Origin of the sequence: Mesorhizobium sp. B2-8-3, from assembly GCF_006440815.1 — a bacterium.
In the GTDB taxonomy this organism is placed as follows: domain Bacteria; phylum Pseudomonadota; class Alphaproteobacteria; order Rhizobiales; family Rhizobiaceae; genus Mesorhizobium.
In genome coordinates this window covers 1-16,899 of sequence record NZ_VFTW01000024.1, presented here as the reverse complement: position 1 = coordinate 16,899, position 16,899 = coordinate 1, and the positions used below count along the sequence as shown (strand labels likewise).

General features: G+C 63.0%; 13 protein-coding genes and 1 pseudogene. 8 read left to right on the top strand and 6 right to left on the bottom strand.

The annotated features are described in order from the left end of the window. Window positions 1-338: 338 nt before the first annotated feature. The 4 genes from FJ418_RS25875 to FJ418_RS32725 are packed head-to-tail and all read right to left on the bottom strand — an operon-like array spanning window position 339 to window position 4,308. Entirely contained in the window at window positions 339-1,238 is a 900-nt protein-coding gene (locus tag FJ418_RS25875) for an NAD(P)-dependent oxidoreductase (protein WP_140870499.1), read from the bottom strand. Window positions 1,239-1,245: 7 nt separating this feature from the next. Next, window positions 1,246-2,814: a GMC family oxidoreductase gene (locus FJ418_RS25870; RefSeq protein WP_210243165.1), complete on the bottom strand. Its 1,569-nt coding sequence runs from the start codon at window positions 2,812-2,814 to the stop codon at window positions 1,246-1,248. 48 nt (window positions 2,815-2,862) lie between these two features. Further along, window positions 2,863-4,020, bottom strand: coding sequence for a glycosyltransferase (locus tag FJ418_RS25865; RefSeq protein ID WP_140870492.1), 1,158 nt, complete (start codon window positions 4,018-4,020; stop codon window positions 2,863-2,865). Further along, on the bottom strand, window positions 4,021-4,308 hold the full coding sequence (locus tag FJ418_RS32725) for a hypothetical protein (protein ID WP_140643741.1): 288 nt from the start codon (window positions 4,306-4,308) through the stop codon (window positions 4,021-4,023). It lies immediately after the preceding gene. Between the two features lie 159 nt (window positions 4,309-4,467). Between FJ418_RS32725 and FJ418_RS25855 the strand changes: the two genes are divergently transcribed. The 7 genes from FJ418_RS25855 (at window position 4,468) to FJ418_RS25825 (ending at window position 14,002) form a co-directional block, all read left to right on the top strand. Then, on the top strand, window positions 4,468-6,087 hold the full coding sequence (locus FJ418_RS25855) for a hypothetical protein (RefSeq protein WP_140870489.1): 1,620 nt from the start codon (window positions 4,468-4,470) through the stop codon (window positions 6,085-6,087). 624 nt (window positions 6,088-6,711) lie between these two features. Continuing rightward, window positions 6,712-7,512, top strand: a complete 801-nt coding sequence (locus FJ418_RS25850) for a glycosyltransferase family 2 protein (protein ID WP_140709935.1) — start codon at window positions 6,712-6,714, stop codon at window positions 7,510-7,512. 5 nt (window positions 7,513-7,517) lie between these two features. After that, on the top strand, window positions 7,518-8,663 hold the full coding sequence (locus FJ418_RS25845) for a glycosyltransferase family 4 protein (RefSeq protein ID WP_140870486.1): 1,146 nt from the start codon (window positions 7,518-7,520) through the stop codon (window positions 8,661-8,663). Then, entirely contained in the window at window positions 8,663-10,639 is a 1,977-nt protein-coding gene (locus FJ418_RS25840) for a hypothetical protein (RefSeq protein WP_140870483.1), read from the top strand. Before FJ418_RS25845 ends, FJ418_RS25840 begins: the two co-directional genes overlap by 1 nt. Continuing rightward, on the top strand, window positions 10,626-11,384 hold the full coding sequence (locus FJ418_RS25835; protein ID WP_140659330.1) for a DUF1616 domain-containing protein: 759 nt from the start codon (window positions 10,626-10,628) through the stop codon (window positions 11,382-11,384). The genes FJ418_RS25840 and FJ418_RS25835 overlap by 14 nt, the downstream gene beginning before the upstream one ends. Window positions 11,385-11,399: 15 nt before the next feature. Continuing rightward, window positions 11,400-12,662, top strand: a complete 1,263-nt coding sequence (locus FJ418_RS25830) for a glycosyltransferase family 4 protein (protein WP_140643753.1) — start codon at window positions 11,400-11,402, stop codon at window positions 12,660-12,662. Between the two features lie 2 nt (window positions 12,663-12,664). Next, window positions 12,665-14,002 carry a hypothetical protein gene (locus FJ418_RS25825; RefSeq protein ID WP_140782696.1) on the top strand — a complete coding sequence of 446 codons (1,338 nt, stop codon included), beginning with the start codon at window positions 12,665-12,667 and terminating at the stop codon, window positions 14,000-14,002. A gap of 432 nt (window positions 14,003-14,434) precedes the next feature. On the opposite strand, the gene FJ418_RS25820 is transcribed toward FJ418_RS25825, so the two are convergent. Continuing rightward, window positions 14,435-15,469 (bottom strand): FkbM family methyltransferase, encoded by a 1,035-nt coding sequence (locus tag FJ418_RS25820; RefSeq protein ID WP_181167091.1) that lies wholly within the window; start codon window positions 15,467-15,469, stop codon window positions 14,435-14,437. A 227-nt stretch (window positions 15,470-15,696) separates the two neighbouring features. Here FJ418_RS25820 and FJ418_RS25815 point away from each other — a divergent pair, with 227 nt between their 5' ends. Continuing rightward, complete coding sequence (locus FJ418_RS25815; protein WP_181167090.1) at window positions 15,697-16,542, top strand: glycoside hydrolase family 16 protein; 846 nt, start codon at window positions 15,697-15,699, stop codon at window positions 16,540-16,542. A 160-nt stretch (window positions 16,543-16,702) separates the two neighbouring features. On the opposite strand, the pseudogene FJ418_RS32200 reads toward FJ418_RS25815, so the two are convergent. Beyond that, window positions 16,703-16,899: pseudogene (locus tag FJ418_RS32200) on the bottom strand (hypothetical protein); the annotation flags it as partial.

Here is a 16,899-nt window from a genome sequence, read left to right as displayed (position 1 = left end):
GGCCGGGAGTTCGACCGAGCTGGGCGTTAAGCTCTTCGCTCGTCGTTAAGGTCATGCGTCTCATGCGTCTTTCTCAAGCATCGCATGGTTCTCTCCGATCCGCGATCATTCCTCAGGAGTAGCCCCATTTTGCAGATCCGGACTGAATCGCACCGCGCTTGCCTTTGCGGCGACGCCAACAACGATCCCAAGGACGGTCGAGGCGCTCACGGTCTGTTCGCGCGGAGCGCGTGCGCGGCAGTTCGCGCAGATGTCGATGCTGCCGCGGATCCTTGCGATCGTGCCGAACCGCACAATTTCGCCGTCTGTGTCGCTGGCGCATCGAGACGGGTCTTCGATCAAGGATATCGACGCAACGTCCCTGATGAGGGTCGATCGCGGCCCAGCGAGAAGCTCCGAAACTCGATTCCGAGCTGCTTGAGCTGTTCTACGCCGGGAACCTCCGCCGCCGGGTGAACAAGCCCAAGGATGGAGTCGGATCGGAAGGGCAGGGGGACATGCAGGGCCTCAGCTGCCTTCAGGACCCCACTGACGATCTGCCAGGGAACGGGAGCGGCACGCAATGTTCTGCCTTGTGACGCTGCGATCTCTTGCATGAGCCTTCGAAACGGTACCGGTTCCGGATGGGCCAGCCCCACTGGTTCCGGCAGGGGCATGTCCGACTCGGCAATACGCACCATGGCGGCCGCCATATCCACTTCATGCACGGTGAACTGGTGGGAACGTGCCCCGATGAGAGGTGTCATCGGCAGGTTGGCGAGCTTACGGAGCGCGCCTGCCATCCCGCCCCAACCGGGGCCGTACACCAGTCCGAGGCGGGTGGAGACACCTCCCAGGCCGCTGGCCGTGCGCTCGCAGGCCAGTTTCGCCTGACCGTACAACTGTCGGGTTCCCTTATAGGCGGACATCGAGGAGATAAAAATGACCCGGCGAACCCCTGCGTCGGCGGCATTGCGGAGCAGGTGCTGCGAGCCGGACACATTGACACCCCACACTTCACCGGCGCTGACGAGAGTCAGGTCCCATGCACCGTGGATGAGCACATCCAGGTCGCTGAGAGCAGCCCCCGATGGCGGGCGCCTGATCTCGTATGGGCGCCACTCGGCGACGCCGGCGGCAGATTCGGAGGTCGCCAGGTTCGAACGGGCGAAGCCGATGACCTCATGCCCTTCTTCGGCGAAGGCGGCGCGCAGGATGGTCCCGACATATCCGTTGGCTCCGGTGATACCGACCCGCATGGAACGCTCAACCCGTCAGCTGCATCGCTTCGCAGGCGATGCGATGGGAATTGGCCATCACAGTCAGGGTAAAGGTGGTAGCTGGAACATTCGGGAAAACCGATCCGTCGATGAGATGGATCCGGTCCCAGCGCGCCAGCCGCCCGAGGCGGTCTGTCGTCGCACGTCCGCAATCCGGCTCTCTGGCATGGGGAAAGCTGCCGCCAAAGTGGTAGCTCTTGGCCCCGCCCGACCACAACATCTGCGGCGTGACTGGCCACAGGTCAAGGTAGGGTGCAGCCCTGCGGATCCGCTTAATTACGTCAGGCAGCATCGGGGGCACATTCTTGCCCCTGACCTTGGCCTCGCTGAAGCCCTCCGAAGTGAGGGTGATCTGGGGTAGCTCATCAGGAGCTGCGGACACCTGGGCGCTGACCCGGACCTTGGGTGACGCCCAGGACGGCAAGTAGCCCAGGCCTACCGTCAACCGGCTCAGGAGCCGATCCGTTGCGAAGGCGGCAGCGCGGTGTTGGAGGAAACCGGGAAGCGCATCTTGGTATGCCTGGTTGAACGGATAGAAGTGAATCAATGAGACATCGAAGCCCTCGTCGTCCTGGACGATGGCCATGGTGAATTGGTTGAGCGTGAACTCGCGCCTTGTGCGTGGGTCGGGGGTCGGCTTCATGGACATCATTGGAAGAACGAACTGGGCCGATTCCGAAAGATGTACCGGCTGGCCAGATCCGAGCGAGCCCAGGATCAGCCGGGTGGTCCCGATTGCTCCGCAGCCCACGAAGACCCGGTCGGCTGTGAATCGCCGGATCCGGCCGCTGGACAGCTCCCGGGCCTGCACGACGGCCGTGGCGCCCTCCTGGTCGACTCGCACCGCGAGCAGCCCGCTATGGTAGTCGATCCTCCCGCTGCGCCTGAAGCGATCGAAGCTGTGCGAGGCCGAAAAGATCAGCGACCGCGGGCATCCGGTCATGCATAGGCCGCAGGGCTGGCATTCGGGCGCCGAGAAGGCGAGCCGGGCGCGGCCTATCGTTATTCCAGTGGAGCGCACTCGATCGCGGTGCCTGTCGTAGTTGGCCAGGACCATCTGCGTGCGCGGCGCCAGCGGCGGAAGCGGGTCCGGGGATCCGATGAGCGGGAACCACTCCTCGAGATCATCGGACTCTCCAGCGAAAGGAATGTGACCCAGGATCGTCCGATAGTGCTCTTCCATATCCGAGAAGTCGAACGGCCATCCCTTCAACGTGGCGGCGCTGAAGGGCATGATCTGGGCCCCCCAAACGTTGCTGAACCCCCCGTAGGCGCTTGATATGACAGCCGAGTTGACTCTACCCTCGGAGTGGACGCCGTCGAGCTGACCCTTGTTGGCAAAAGGGAAATCGGATCCGTAGCTTCTCTTTTCAGGCAGCGAATCGGATTGGAGCCGCTTGGGTTGCAGGCTGATCCGGCGGACGTCCTCCTCGTCCCAGTCGTCGACACGCAGCTTGGACAGCCTGGAGATCACCTCCTGCGTCTCCGCCTCCAGCACGGTGCCCGGATCGAACACGGTTATCTTCTCGTCCGGTTTCTCGGACAGCGCCAACACGGCGGCGGCTGCAGCCGGACCCGAACCAATGATTATCGAAGACGGCATCTACTTCCCGCGGCCACCGCCTTGCGCGGCTGTGTCCAGTATCTGCTTGGTTGCCTGTTGGCGCCGCCGGCGAAAGCGCCGCACCAGCTCGATCCGGCCGGCGATGTGGCCTGCCGCGGCCAGCCCCACGCCAGCGACGATTGCTGCGGACCGGGCCAGTCCGGCGGCGTCACCCTTGGCCGCTTGCAAAATCTCCCTCGGCACACCCTTGGTCAGCGCATGCCAGACGAAACGGGCCTCTGCACTCAGCGTGGCGGCGTCGCCCATCTGGGCAAAGGCCTCGACCTTCCCCTTGTTGACGAAGAAGCAGCGACGCCAGAAGTACTTCCAGGTCGCCCGTGAGGCGGGTACAAAGTGGCGGACGGTCGCCGCCGGTTCATAGATGACCGCCTCACTGCCCTTGATGTGCGCCACGCGGTGGCACATGTCCATGTCGTCGTGCCTGTCGGAATGGAACCCTCCCACCTGCTCGAGGAAGATCCGCCGCACCGACATATTGGCTCCTATGAGGCGGGCCAAAGGGCCTCGGCTGGTCGGAAGGCCATCATAAGCACATCCGAACACCCAGTCGAACTGCACAGGGAACCAGGCCGGACGGCCGGTCTCGAAAACCGGTATGGGGCGCCCGCCGACGGCGCCGATGCGCTCATCCTGGTACGGGGCGGTGAGAATCTCGAGCCAGTCCTTGTCGGCCGCTGCATCGTCATCCAGGAACGCCAGGATATTTCCGGCAGCGGCTTCGGCTGCGGTGTTTCGCGCCGACCCCAGATGCCCGTCATGCTTGTTCTGGATCACCCGTACCGGAGGGGTGGATGCGGCGAAGTCAGCCCACTGGGCGGCACAACGGCGGAACAAGGGCTGATCGACGCATAGGATGATCTCGCAGGGTTGCAAGGTCTGCTTCTGTGCCGAGGCCACCGACTGGAGCATCAGCTCCCATCGTTCCTCAGTGTAGGCACAGATAATCACCGAGATCGTGGGGGGAATCTGCCGGCGCTCGCTGCCGACGCCATCCTCGGGCTGCTCGGTTCGCGATCCAGGCTGACCGGTTGTGGCAGCGGCAACGTCAGGTTTGCGGCGGGCGAGACCGATACTTGGCTTGCGGACGTGGCTTTCCTGGCCAACGCCGATCGGTGGACCCGATTGCGCAATACGCATTTAGGAATTCTCCCGACTTGAGCTGCCAATGTGTTCCCAAACTCTTCGATAAACCGGGCGATGGTCCGGCGGCGCACCGCCGCGGCGTCGTCGTTCAAATCGTCCGAACGATCGAGTGTGGTCGGCACAGATCACGACGCTGGCGAGAACGCGGGTGACCTCGTCCTGCGATCCGTAGGTCAGATAGTGGTTGTTTACGCCGGTCACGAAGAACGGCTTGCCGTCCAACGTGAAGTTCGTTCCGGAAGCATTGCGCAGCCAGTATTTCGCCCGTTGCCAGCCAGCCATCATCCCTGCATGTGGCTCTCGCCGGCCGCCGAGTGCAACGGCCCCTAAGGATTACCTCCTCTGGCCTCGCACAGCCCCGCATTGATCGGGCATAGTGGTGCCTGGCTGCGGGTGCTCGTCAAAGCTGTCGTCTGCTTGAAATTCGCCGTGAGAACAACAATGCGCATTTGCTTGAGTCTCGATCCGTCGCGGCTGCTGCGCTGGCATCTGTGGCTGGCGGAGGCGCTTGCTGAAGTGCCCGGCAACGATGTCTCCTGCGCTTTCGCGGCTGGCTGCCGCCCGCTGCCGTTGATCTTCCGCCTGTTGATCGAACTCGAACGACTACTCTATGGTTACCGTGTCAATGGTGTCACCGGCTCCGTCGAGGCGGAGCTGCGATCCCTGCCGCCGCCGCCGGCCGACCAAGTGGATGTGGTGATCAATTTGAGCGGCGAAGAGCCGCTCCCGTCGGGACGACGGGTGCTCACTCCACTCTTCAACGGGCTACCGAGCGAGATTGGAGTCATGACGGCCTTGGCGAATGATCAGGACCTTGTCGTCGACCTCTACGATACGGCGCGCCCGTCGCAGCCGTGGATGGCGCGTCCGGCCAGTGTGGACCGTAAAGTGTTCGCAGCGGGTCTCGACAGCGTCCTCTCCTGCGCTGTGGCGCTGATTCTAAAAGCCTTGCGCGAGGAAACCAGTTCAGCTCCGTCCGGTGTCCCCAGTCCGCCGACGGCCGCGCCTTCGCTCGGCGCGCTTTCGGCCATTGCATGGGAGACTGGCACGGCGGCATCGAAGGCAATCGCGTTCTTGGACAGATTGGCGAGAGGCGGCAGATCGTGGGGGATCGGCTGGCGCTTCGACCAGGCGGCGAGTCTGCTCGACAAAGGCGAAGCAGCTTTCAGCGTGCTCACCGGAGACACCGGCAGCTTCCTTGCCGACCCGTTCCCGTTCCGGTATCTGGGGCAGGATTTCATCTTCGTCGAACAGTACCTCTACTCAAAGAACCGGGGGTGCATTGCGGTCGTGACAGCTGACCGGAGCGGGACCGCCGGCGCACCTCAGATCGTCTTGGAGGAACCGCACCACCTCTCGTACCCGTTCGTGTTCGAGCAGGACGGGCAGGTCTGGATGATCCCCGAATCGGGGGCGGCAAGGAATGTCAGTCTCTACAGGGCAGTCGAATTCCCGTACCGGTGGAAGCGGGAGGCCTGCCTCCTGGAAGGCATTGAGGGCTACGACACCACGCCGCTGCGCCATGAGGGCGGCTTTTGGTTTTTCGTCAGCCCAAGGCTGTGGAGGTCCACGTCCTGGGATGTCCTCAGCCTCTACCATGGCGAGAGCCTGACGGGGCCTTGGACGCCCCATGCCGCAAACCCCGTCCTGCTCGATGCTGCGCTCAGCCGCCCCGCAGGCGCTGTCATCCGACACGGCGGACGCCTGCTACGCCCGGTCCAGGACTGCGCTCGCAGCTATGGCGGCGCGGTGACGTTCTGCCGGATCGATGCGCTCGGCGCGTCGGCGTTTGCCCAGACCCCGGTCGGTGGCATTTGGTCCGAAGCGTTCGGGTGTCACACCTACAACCGCCGGTCTGGCCTGGAGGTGATCGACCTGTTCGGTCATGTCCGTGGTTTGCGCCAGGTCACGACCTCGTATCGGCCGCTTGCACCCGAGGTGCCGGCCTCAACGTCGCATGGGTGGCCCCTCTCTCGTCCGGGACAGTTGGCGTGGCCAGTTGATCGGGCCCACGACGCCGCCCGCGAAGGGCCGGGCGGCCTCGACCCTTCTCGCGCGTAAGATTAAGGGGTAGCCCCGGAAATCACGGCCGAATGAAGAAGCGAGCCCACATGCGGAGCCTCGCAGTTCTGGCCAATGGCAATGTCGGCGTTGCGCGCGAGGTTAATCGCGCCGGCGATGTTCGCCGCATTCTACACTGCTTGCCCGGAGAGCCTGTCGCCCGGGATCCAGGCCGCAGGTCGATGATTGTCCTCGCTGGCGTGAAGGCATCGCGCTGCTGTCGGTTCCTCACGTCTGGCAGCGCTGCCGACGCAACTGGTGAAGGTGATCGTGCCGCCACCGTGCCATCTGCCTTGGTTGCTTGGCCCCGAGCTAACCTGAAGGGATAACCACAAAGAGCTAATCACCTATGGTGCTTTCTAACCATCTATTGGAGCTTCCATTGCGGGGTCCCATCAGCAATGCTCACTTAACTCACGTTCTTGTTTCATCTGATCTTTTCAGCATGTCTGGGAGTCTGCGTATGATTAGAACAGTTGCACCCGGGGGCGTGGCTGCAATTCTGTGTCGGTTCCTTTCCGGAACCTATCGTTCGGCCCATCATCGCGCCGGGCGCCTATCGGCAGTCTTGGCGCGTTTCCAGCCCGCCCCCTGCGGCCCATCGCTCGACCGTGCAGCGCTGCCATGAATGCCGGTCTCTCCAGTGTACTCACCCCCGTCAGTGCTGTATCGCCGCCTGACCCAATTAAGTTCGGGCTGCGGCAATCGCTGGCTCTGCCCCGAGTAAGCTTCATCGTGCCGACGCTCAACGAGGCCGAGAACCTTCCTTGGCTTCTGCCGCGCATCCCCAACTGGGCGCACGAGATCATCATCGTGGATGGCCGTTCGACCGACGACACCGTCGCGGTCGCGCGCCGCCTACGCGAGGACGTGAAAGTTGTCATGGAGCCCCGGCGGGGCAAGGGCGCCGCACTGCAAGCGGGATTCCGGGCCGCCACCGGCGACATCATCGTCATGCTGGACGCTGACGGCTCCATGGTCCCGGAGGAGGCGATCGTCTTTGTCAGTGCGCTGATGGCCGGCGCGGATCTCGTCAAGGGTTCACGCTTTATCCAGGGCGCCGGCACCGACGACATGTCGCTGTTCCGGATGTTCGGCAACAGGGGGCTGACCCTGTTCGTGCGGCTCCTCTATGGCGGTTGGTTCTCCGATCTATGCTACGGATACATCGCCTTCTGGACCAAGCACGTCAGCACGCTCAATTGCGACTGCGATGGGTTCGAGATCGAGACCCTCATCAACGTGCGGGCCTTGAAGAACCACCTCAATATCGTCGAGGTGGCGAGTTTCGAGGCTCCGCGCATCAGCGGTGTGAGCCATCTGCGCGCCATCCCAGACGGCTGGCGCGTCCTCAAGACCATCTTGCGTGAGTGGGTGTACCAACAACACGGGCGGGGCGCGACAGCCTGTGATGATGGCGGGTAAGCCTGATGCGAATCCTGATGGTTGCCGCTCGCTGCTACCCCTTCATGGGCGGCACTGAAACTCACATCCAGGAAGTCGGTCCCCGCTTGGCAGCGCGTGGCCACGCGGTCGACGTGCTCACTACCGATCCCTCGGGGGAGCTGCCGGTTGAGGAGGAGGTGCGCGGCATGCGTGTACGGCGCGTGCCGGCCTGGCCAAGGGAACTGGACCTCTATGTGGCACCCGGCATTTATACCGCGATCCGGCGCGGGGCTTGGGATCTGATCCACTTCCAGGGTTATAGCACTTTCGTGGTGCCGATCGGACTGCTCGCGGCCGTCCGCGGGCAGCTGCCGTTCGTCCTGACCTTCCACAGCGGCGGGCATTCCTCCCGGCTGCGCAACGCCATACGCAGCACCCAGCATATGCTGCTTCGGCCGCTGGTAGCCCAGGCCGCGCGGCTGATCGGCGTCTCCGAATTCGAAGCCGACTTCTTCAGCCGGAGGATGGGCGTGCCGCGGGAGCGGTTTGCCGTCATCCCGAACGGCGCCGCGATGCCGGCTCCGAGCCCCGGCGTCAAGGTCGATCCGCACCTGATCGTCTCGGGCGGCAGGCTGGAGCGCTATAAGGGCCATCACCGGGCGATCGCAGCCTTGCCCGAACTGATCCGCCGGGTACCGGACGTGCGACTGCACATCGTCGGTACTGGCCCGTACGAGGGAGAATTGCGGCGCCTCGTCGCGACGCTCGGCCTCGAGAGGCGGGTCACAATTGCTGGTATCCGCGCCTCGGAGCGGCAGGAAATGGCAGATCTATTGGCGAGCGCCGCGCTGTTCGTGCTGTTCAGCGAATACGAAGCCCATCCGGTGGCCGTGATGGAAGCCCTGTCGCTGCGCCGTCCGGTCCTCGTCAGCGACACGTCCGGTCTGCGGGAACTGGCCGCCAATGGCCTGTGCCGGGCGATTCCGCGCAACGCCGATCCGCGAGAGCTGGCCGCCGCCATGGCCGAGGAACTGGAGGCCCATCGGGAGATCCCGGATTTGGCGCTGCCCGACTGGGACGCCTGCGCGCAAGCACTGAGCGACGTTTATTGTGATGTCCTGAGCAGCCGATCCACGGTTCGCTCGGCCCCCGGCGGCATGACATCCTGGCCTCCCGCGACGAGGGTATGATGCTGATGACGCAGGCTCATTTCACCGCGGGAACCAGGATCAAACCACTCCAGGCCGGGATACGGCTTTTATCGGCCGTTATCGGTCCCGATCTTCACGGCGGCAGCGCCGATGCCCCGCCGCAACGGGCCAAATACGGTTGGATCGCGATACTGTGCCTGACCGTCGCCACGGCTCTGCTCCTGGTCGTGGCCGGGCACGCAGCCGGGCGCCGGGCCTATGACGTGGCGCCCGCGCTCTTTTGGTCCGGTATGGTCCTCCTGGTCGTTCCGACCAGCCTCCGCATCGCTTGGCCGACGACAGCCCGAGGTGAGCGCCTGTTCCTCCTGTTCCTGCTTGTCGAAGCTCTGTTCTATTGCAAGAAGGTCTATTCCCCGACGAGCTTCAGCGGTTACGACGAGTTCTTGCATTGGATCGCAGCCGAAGATCTCATCACTGCTCGCCGGCTGTTTCTGCCCAACCCGCTTTTCCCGATCGGGCCAACGTATCCTGCCCTGGAAATCGTGACGACGGCGATCGTCGATCTGACGGGACTGCCCTTGTTAGTGGCGGGAATGCTCCTATTGGCCATCCTCAAGGGCACGTTCATCGGTGCCCTGTTTCTGTTCCTCGAAAGCATCGTCGGATCGCCGCGTATCGCGGCTATCGCCTGTCTGGCCTACATGGGCTGCTCAACCTTCTTCCTGTTCGACTCAAGTTTCTCCTACCAGAGCCTCGGCATCGTGCTGTGTGTGCTGGCTTTCGCGGTCGAAGCGGCGTCCAAGAATCTCGTCGGGAGACTGAGGCTCAAGTCGCTGGGGCTGATAGCCTTGCTGCTGGCAAGCCTCGCGGTCACACATCACGTCTCGGCCGCCTTCGCCGCCATCTATTTCGGAGCGCTGGCGGGTCTCGAAGCTTTGCGCCGTCACGATCCCATGCGGATTGAGGCCAGGATCGGCGTGGGTCTCACGGCGATCCTGGCCATAGCCCTGCCGCTCCTGTGGATGCAGTTCCGTGGCATCCCTCTCGCAGGCTATCTCGGTCCGGTGATCGGGGCCGGCTTCCAGTCATTGCTTGGCATGATCCTTGGCACCGCCACCCCGGCGTCGGAACATCTTCAAGCGCCGGCCAAGGCCTTCTACCTGCAACTGACCACCTTGCTGGCGCTCCTGCTGCTGGCACTCGGACTGTCAACGGGATTCTTTCGGTCACTCGCCATCGCAGCGCTCGGTGGTGCGCGGCCGGGTTGGCTTCCGATCCGGGACATTCTCAAATGCCGCTGGCGTGACAGCCGCCTCCTGCTCCTCACCTTGCTGGCCTTCGGGCTCCCGATCTCTGTGGCCTTCCGACTGACCGCCACCGGATGGGAAATCGGCAACCGCATGGGAACGTTCGTGTTCATCGGCGTTGGGCTGGTCGTCGCGGTGAGCATCGTCCACTTCTGGCAGGGCCGCGCGCCGCGCGGGTGGCGCCGCATCGCGCCCGCCGGTGCTCTGGCGGTCATCGTCCTGGGCGGCGTCGCGAGCTCCACGATCAATCCGATCGATGGGCGCTATAGAGTGGCGGCCGATCAGGAATCAATCGAGCCCATGGGGATCGAAACGGCACGCTGGGCCAAGGAATGGCTCGGTGCCGGCAACCGCTTCATCTCCGACCGCATCAACAGCATTCTGCTTGCGAGCTACGGCCGGCAGGACGTCAGGGTCAAGATCAGAGAAGGCATCGATTCCGCGAGCATATTCGAAGGCGAGACATTGGGGCCAGGGGAGTTTTGGGCTTTGGCGGAAAGCAACATCGATTTCCTGCTGGTTGACCGGCGCCTGAGCACGGCTCCGCCAGTGCTCGGCTTTTACTTTCAGCCGTGGCAACGGCGGCAGGGAACGCCGCTCTCGGGTGCAGCGCTCCTTAAGTTCAATGACGTCAAGGGCGTCACCCGCATCTACGACAATGGGTGGATCGTCATCTACGACGTGAGGGAATTGCATGAGAACCATTAGCAAGCGGGACCTTCTGGCCGCATACCTTTGGGCGGGGGCCGCGGTGGCGGCCGTTGCTTTCAGCGACAGCGCGCTCCTCCGAGTTGCCCTGGGCGCACCCGTGGTGTTCCTCGTCCCGGGCCACACGGTGTTGCGGGCCATCGGCGTCAGTACGACCTCCGCGTTGCAACACATCGTCTACGCGGTCGGAGCAAGCCTCGCCGTCGGCATCGTTGGAGGCTTTGCACTGAACGCCGCAGGCTTCCTGACGCCGCTCGGCTGGGCGCTGTGGTTTTGGATCGTGACGGCCGCCGCTGCACTGGTGGCCGCCGTCCGCCGCGACACTCCCGATCTGCCAGCTTGGCCGGCTCTGGCGCGGGTCCGGGTTTGGCAGGGGGCCGTGCTCATGCTGGCGGTGCTTGTGGCGACCGGGGCCTATGCGTTTGCCGTCAGAGACGAAGCGGCCCACCGGGAATTCAAATACACCGAGTTCTGGTTGTTGCCATCAGCCAGTGGCGAGCGCGACCGGATCACGGTTGGCATCAGGAGCGCCGAGACCCAAACTCAGCGGTTCGACGTGGAAATCACCCTTGATGGGCAACCGTTCGCCGTTTTCCGATCGGTCGCCGTCGCGCCGGGCGATACTTGGGCGCGAGAAATCCCAGTGCCCGCCGCAGCAATCCGCCAGAGGGCCGAAGCCCGGCTCTATCGACCGCAAGACAACCGGCTGTATCGCAGCGTTTCGACGCTAGTGCCGCGCTTCTGAAATGAAGGCTCGATCATGCGCATCCTGCTGCTATCGCAATTCTATCCTCCGGTAATCGGGGGAGAGGAGCGGCACGTCCGCAATCTGGGCGCGGCGCTGGCGCGGCGGGGCCATCATGTCAGCGTCGGGACCTCGATGCATCCCGGATCGCCCGAAACTGAGCTTGACGGCGCGGTCCGCGTGCATCGCCTGCGCGGCACGCTCCAGCGTCTGTCGGGCCTTCACGCCGATCCCGAGCGCCGCCATGCGCCGCCCTTCCCGGATCCCGAACTGGTGCTTGCCCTGAAGCGGCTGGTAGCCCAGGAGGAGCCGGACATCGTTCACGCCCACAACTGGATTTACGCGTCCTTCCTGCCGCTCAAAGGTCTGAGTGGGGCACGCCTCGTGGTTACGTTCCATGATTACGGCCTTGTCTGCGCGAAGAAGAACTTCATGCACTTGGGCGCCCAGCTCTGCAGTGGCCCCGCGGCGGCCAAGTGCCTGCCTTGTGCCACTGGGCATTACGGAGCGGTGAAGGCAGCTGTGACCACCTTGGGTAATTGGGCGTCGAGCTTCGCCGCTCGGCGCGTGGTGGACCGCTTTATCGCGGTGAGCCACGCGGTGGCCCGTCACAACGGACTCACCCAAGGCCACGCCCCTTACGACGTTATCCCCAACTTCGTGCCCGACGATGTCGGGGTGCTTGGCCCAGAAGATGCCTGCCTGCGGGAGCTTCCCGGGGATGGATTCATCCTGTTCGTCGGTGACTTGACGCGCCTCAAGGGCATTGACGTTCTCCTGCAGGCCTATGCCAGTCTGGAGCGAGCGCCACAACTTGTCCTGATCGGGCGCCAGGTCGCCGATACGCCAACCAAATTTCCGCCGAACGTTCGAGTCTTCAGCATGTGGCCGCATTCCGCCATCATGCATGCGTGGCGGCGCTCACTGTTCGGCGTGCTGCCGTCGGTGGGGCCAGAAGCCTGCGCGACAGTGATCATGGAAGCGATGGCGTCCGGAAAGGCAGTTGTTGCAACCGACATCGGCGGCATGCCGGATATCGTCGATCATGGCGAAACAGGCCTTCTCGTGCCGAGCGGTGACGCGCGCGCCCTCGCCAGCGCAATGCAGACACTTATCGAGGACCGCGCCCTGCTCGCCCGCCTGGAGGCGACAGGCCTCGCCAGGATCGAGCGCCTCAAGGCCGGAGTGGTCGTGAACCGGATCGAGCAGGTTTACCGGGACGTCCTGCGCCCAGCCCCCGGAAGATCCGCGGTGCCGGCACAGCAAGGTTCGGGATAGCAATGACGTCGGTAGACCACTCCTGGACGGCCGTTGCTCGCGTGCGCCGAGAGCTTCGAAAGAGCGCCGCGTTCGTGATGAATTCCGGCGCCATGGCAACCGGAACGGTTGCAGCGGCCGGTCTCGGGTTTGTCTATTGGTGGCTTGCAGCGCGGCTGTTTCCGCCGGAGGTGATCGGCTACACATCTGCCCTCCTGTCCGTGATGGGGCTTATCGGCACGCTCGGCGAGGCAGGAATCGGGACCATGCTGGTCGGCGAGATCGTCCGGAATCCCGGCAAGGAACGCGGCCTGGTGGCCGCGGCAGCGTGCGTCGGGGTGACACTGGGGGTCGGGCTGGCCGTGTTGTTCGTCTTCGGGCATGCGTGTTTCAGCAGCTCTACCGAACTGATCGGCGGCTGGTTCGTGGGTGTTGTGTTCGTCCTCGGCTGCGGTCTGACCGTTCTCGCCATCTTGGTCGACCAGGCGTTCCTGGGCACCCTGCGCGCCACCAGCAGGATGATCCGGCAAGTGCTGTTCTGCACGTTGAAGCTGATGCTGATCGCCACCGCCGCGGTTGGCGGCTACACCTCCCATACCGCGCTTCTTCTGAGCTGGGTGGCCGGTCTTCTGGCGTCCATCATCGGCGTGGACCTGTTGACCCGGGGCGGTGCGCGTCGCCTCGTTGGGTCTCCCGATTTCCAACTGCTCCGTACGCTGCGGGGCAAGGTCTTCGACCACTACGTGCTCGACGTGGCCTTGCAGGCTCCCGGCATCATCATGCCCTACGTTGTGCTCGTTCTCCTGTCTCCGGCCATCAATGCCGCTTTCGTATCCCTATGGATGCTGGTCACCATCGCCTCGTTGATTCCCGCGGCCATGGCTACAGTCCTGTTCCCCGTGGTGAGAGCGAGCCCGAAACAATCCAGACACGACATCCTTGTATCGGTTATGGCGTCATTGCTTTTTTCGCTGGTCTGCGCCGTTTTCATCTTCACCTATTCGCAGAGGATCCTTGCGGTCTTCAATCCGGCCTATGCTGAAATCGCCGGTTCGAGCCTGCGCTTCCTTGGCTTCAGCCTGCTGGGAACAGCGCTTAAATTTCATGCCTGTACGCTGGCGCGGTTGGGCGACAGGATGCGCAAGGCATCTCCCTGGTTCGCGCTTGGCGGATTGCTGGAGCTGGGCTTGGTGATAGCTGGAGCGAGGCTCGGTGGACTTGAAGGCCTGGTTCTGGGCTGGACGCTCGCCACCAGCATCGAGGGCGTGTGCGCGGCCTTGACTTTGGCCTTCGCCATAAAATCTGGTTCTGCCGCCGGCCTCGTGCACGAAGAATCGCCCCCGTCGCCGCTCCAGACTTGAAAGACGGATCGCGTTGTGCGGACGCACTTGAGATGCTCGAACGCGCAAGCCTGAGCGACGCGGTCGAAGCTTCAATTGCCGAAAGTGATGTGATGACGTAGCCGGCGCGAAGGGCTGGGGTCCGCAAGCGGTTTGATGTGATGCTGAATGGCGTCAAATCGGTGCGCGCCGCGCTTGAGGATTCTATGCCACGCTGAATGACCAGCAGAGGGCGCAATTCGAGGCGATCCCTGAGCCAGCAAGGATCCCTGAGCCAGCAAGTGTGAGCGAGCAAGCGCGACCGGGAAACCAACATCCAGCGCTACCTTACCAAGGCGCTGCCAAGGCCGCCATGGAAGTCGCGATGAAATTCTCGGACGATTCCTCCGTCACTCAGAAGTACGACGAAGCTTCGCAGCGGGGAGGTTTCCGAAAGAGGCTAACGAACGGCGTTCAGTTCAAGGCGCTGTGCGAAGCGCTGTTCGCCGGCCTGTCAGGAAGAAACAGCACATCGGCAGATTTGGTTCCGGTTGTTCTGGCCTCGATCTCGGATTGGCTTGCCTTTCGGCGCCCGGTCCGGGTCAGCAAGTATCCCTCGTATCCGTTATCCGACAAGAGGCGCAGGACTACCAAAACCGCCCCGAACTTGTTCAATCCCTGGTCGGAAAGTTCGACGAACAGGGCCGGCCGGGCGAACCTCAGGATCTCGATCATGCCCTGAAGCGTCAGCAGTTCGGCACCCTGCACATCGATTTTCACGAGCGCCGGGCGCCGGGGTCCCTTGTCCGCAAGCAGCCCGTCGAGCGTCACGGCGGTGACCGGCACGCCGGTGCCGTTCCGGGAAAGCTTGTGGTCGGCCGGGTAAAGCGGGTTGATTTCGAGAAAGGTCGTGCCGGGCTCGGCGGCGGCGACCGCCCTCAGCGCCTCAACGCGGCCAAGGAACCCTGCGTGCTCGATCGCGGAAATCAGGCCGCTGTAATTCTGATCCTCCGGCTCGATGGCGATCACCTTTCCGCTGTCGCCGACCCATTCGGCAAAGCGGAGCGTGAAGAAGCCGACATTGGCGCCGACGTCGATGACCAGCGATCCGCCTGGCACGAATTCCCTGAGCTGATCGATCGGGCCTGCTTCAAAATACCTTTTGTAGGGGGATAAAGCGCAAGATAGGCGCGGTGGAAAATCGGAAGACGCTGCAGGCCGAGCTTGGCGGTCAGCACATACAGCTTGATAGCCGAATCTCTCAGCAAAACTATGAGCATTCAGAAACCATCCAATGACACCGGTGCAGGATTTATTGCCAGTGGCTTGTCGAGGGGCCCGCTCGGAGGAGGCGGCTCGGACGGCGGCATCACAACGATCTTCGTTCAGTTTTGCAGACCTTATCACTCGATCAAGGTCTGATCGCGGAATTAAAGAGGTACCACCCCGAAGATCAGCATCGACACGCCGCCCCAAGACCACTTGGCTGGATAATGCCGCCACCGCCACAAGCCGGAAGTTTCCCAACTACGAACATCAGGAGCACTTCCTCGCATCACCGGCTGGCGTGGCCCCATGGTCGCATCGAGGCCCATCTGCCGCGCCGCAATATAGTCGAGGTATCCTCTTTTGGTCACGGTCGACTATCCGGTCCTCGTCATTTCGCTTTAGGATTGGTGAGCGGCGGTGACCATTGCAATCGCATCCTGGTCAAGCCCTCGTTACGAGGGGGGCATATGAAAAGTATCTCGAAGTACATTTCTTTGATAACGCTCATGATCGTCTCGTGCGACACGAGTGGTGGAGGCGGTGGGTCGTCGCTGCCACCGCCAGCTGGGTACACTACCAGTCAGCTGATATTCGAGGACACCTTCACGGGGCACTCGCTCGATTCCACGAAGTGGATACCTGCGATCGCGGACCAGAACGGTATCTGGCAGCAGAGCGTGCCGTCGCCGTACTCCGCGATGAACGCTGGCGGGTTCGACGCCGAGTACTTCGACCCGGCTCAGATCAGCACTGGTCCATCAGGCCTGAAGATCGTTGCGACGAGAAGCAACCGGTTCGCGGGGTACACGTGGAAGTCGGGCGCTATCTGCACGCACGGCAAGTTCACGTTTGCCGGTGGCTACGCCCAGATACGCATGAAGCAACCGGACGTCAGCACTGGCGGATGGCCAGGCTTCTGGCATCTCGAGGGCGGGGCCGAGATCGACACGCAGGAGGGCGGGTTCCTCAGCAGCTCCGTGTCGGCCAACGCAGTGCTGGCAAACGCTTTGTTGGCTGCCACCAACGAGCAGCGGTTCTTCGATGCTGGTGTGGACCTGTCGGCCGGCTATCACGTCTGGGGCATGGAGTACATACCGGGCGTGTCAATCAAGTTCTATTTCGATGGTGTGCTCAAGCGAACCGTCACTAAGAACGTGCCGGCCGGTGCCATGACCCTGCTCATTAGTCTGAGTATCGCCAACAGCAGCGCGTCTGGCTGGCACACGGCCTACGACAGTTCGACCCCGGCAACGCTCGTACTGGAGGTGACCGACGTTCAGGTCTACCGCCTGAGCATGGACCGACAGCATTGAGGCTTGACGACACGAAGGTGAGCGTTACGCACCGCTCGACAGACCGGAGCAGGAACTAATGCATGTCGCGCAAAAGTGTGCAGCGGTTTTGCGATAACGACATGCATGAAAACAAAGGCTTAAAGCGTGTCGCGCTGAAGCGGATTCCACAGTACACGACTCATTGGGTTTTGATGGTCTTAGGGAAAGTGCTGAGCCATGCGGTTAGCGCGTTTTGGGGTGAGAAGTTGATCCATGCCCTGAGGGCGTCTAGTCCGATGCGGAACCATGACTTTTCGCATCGGCCGTGGGCCTTTCGCTTGATGGCCTTCATACCCATGGTTTGGGTTGCACATCGATAGGCCCATGTGATTGCGA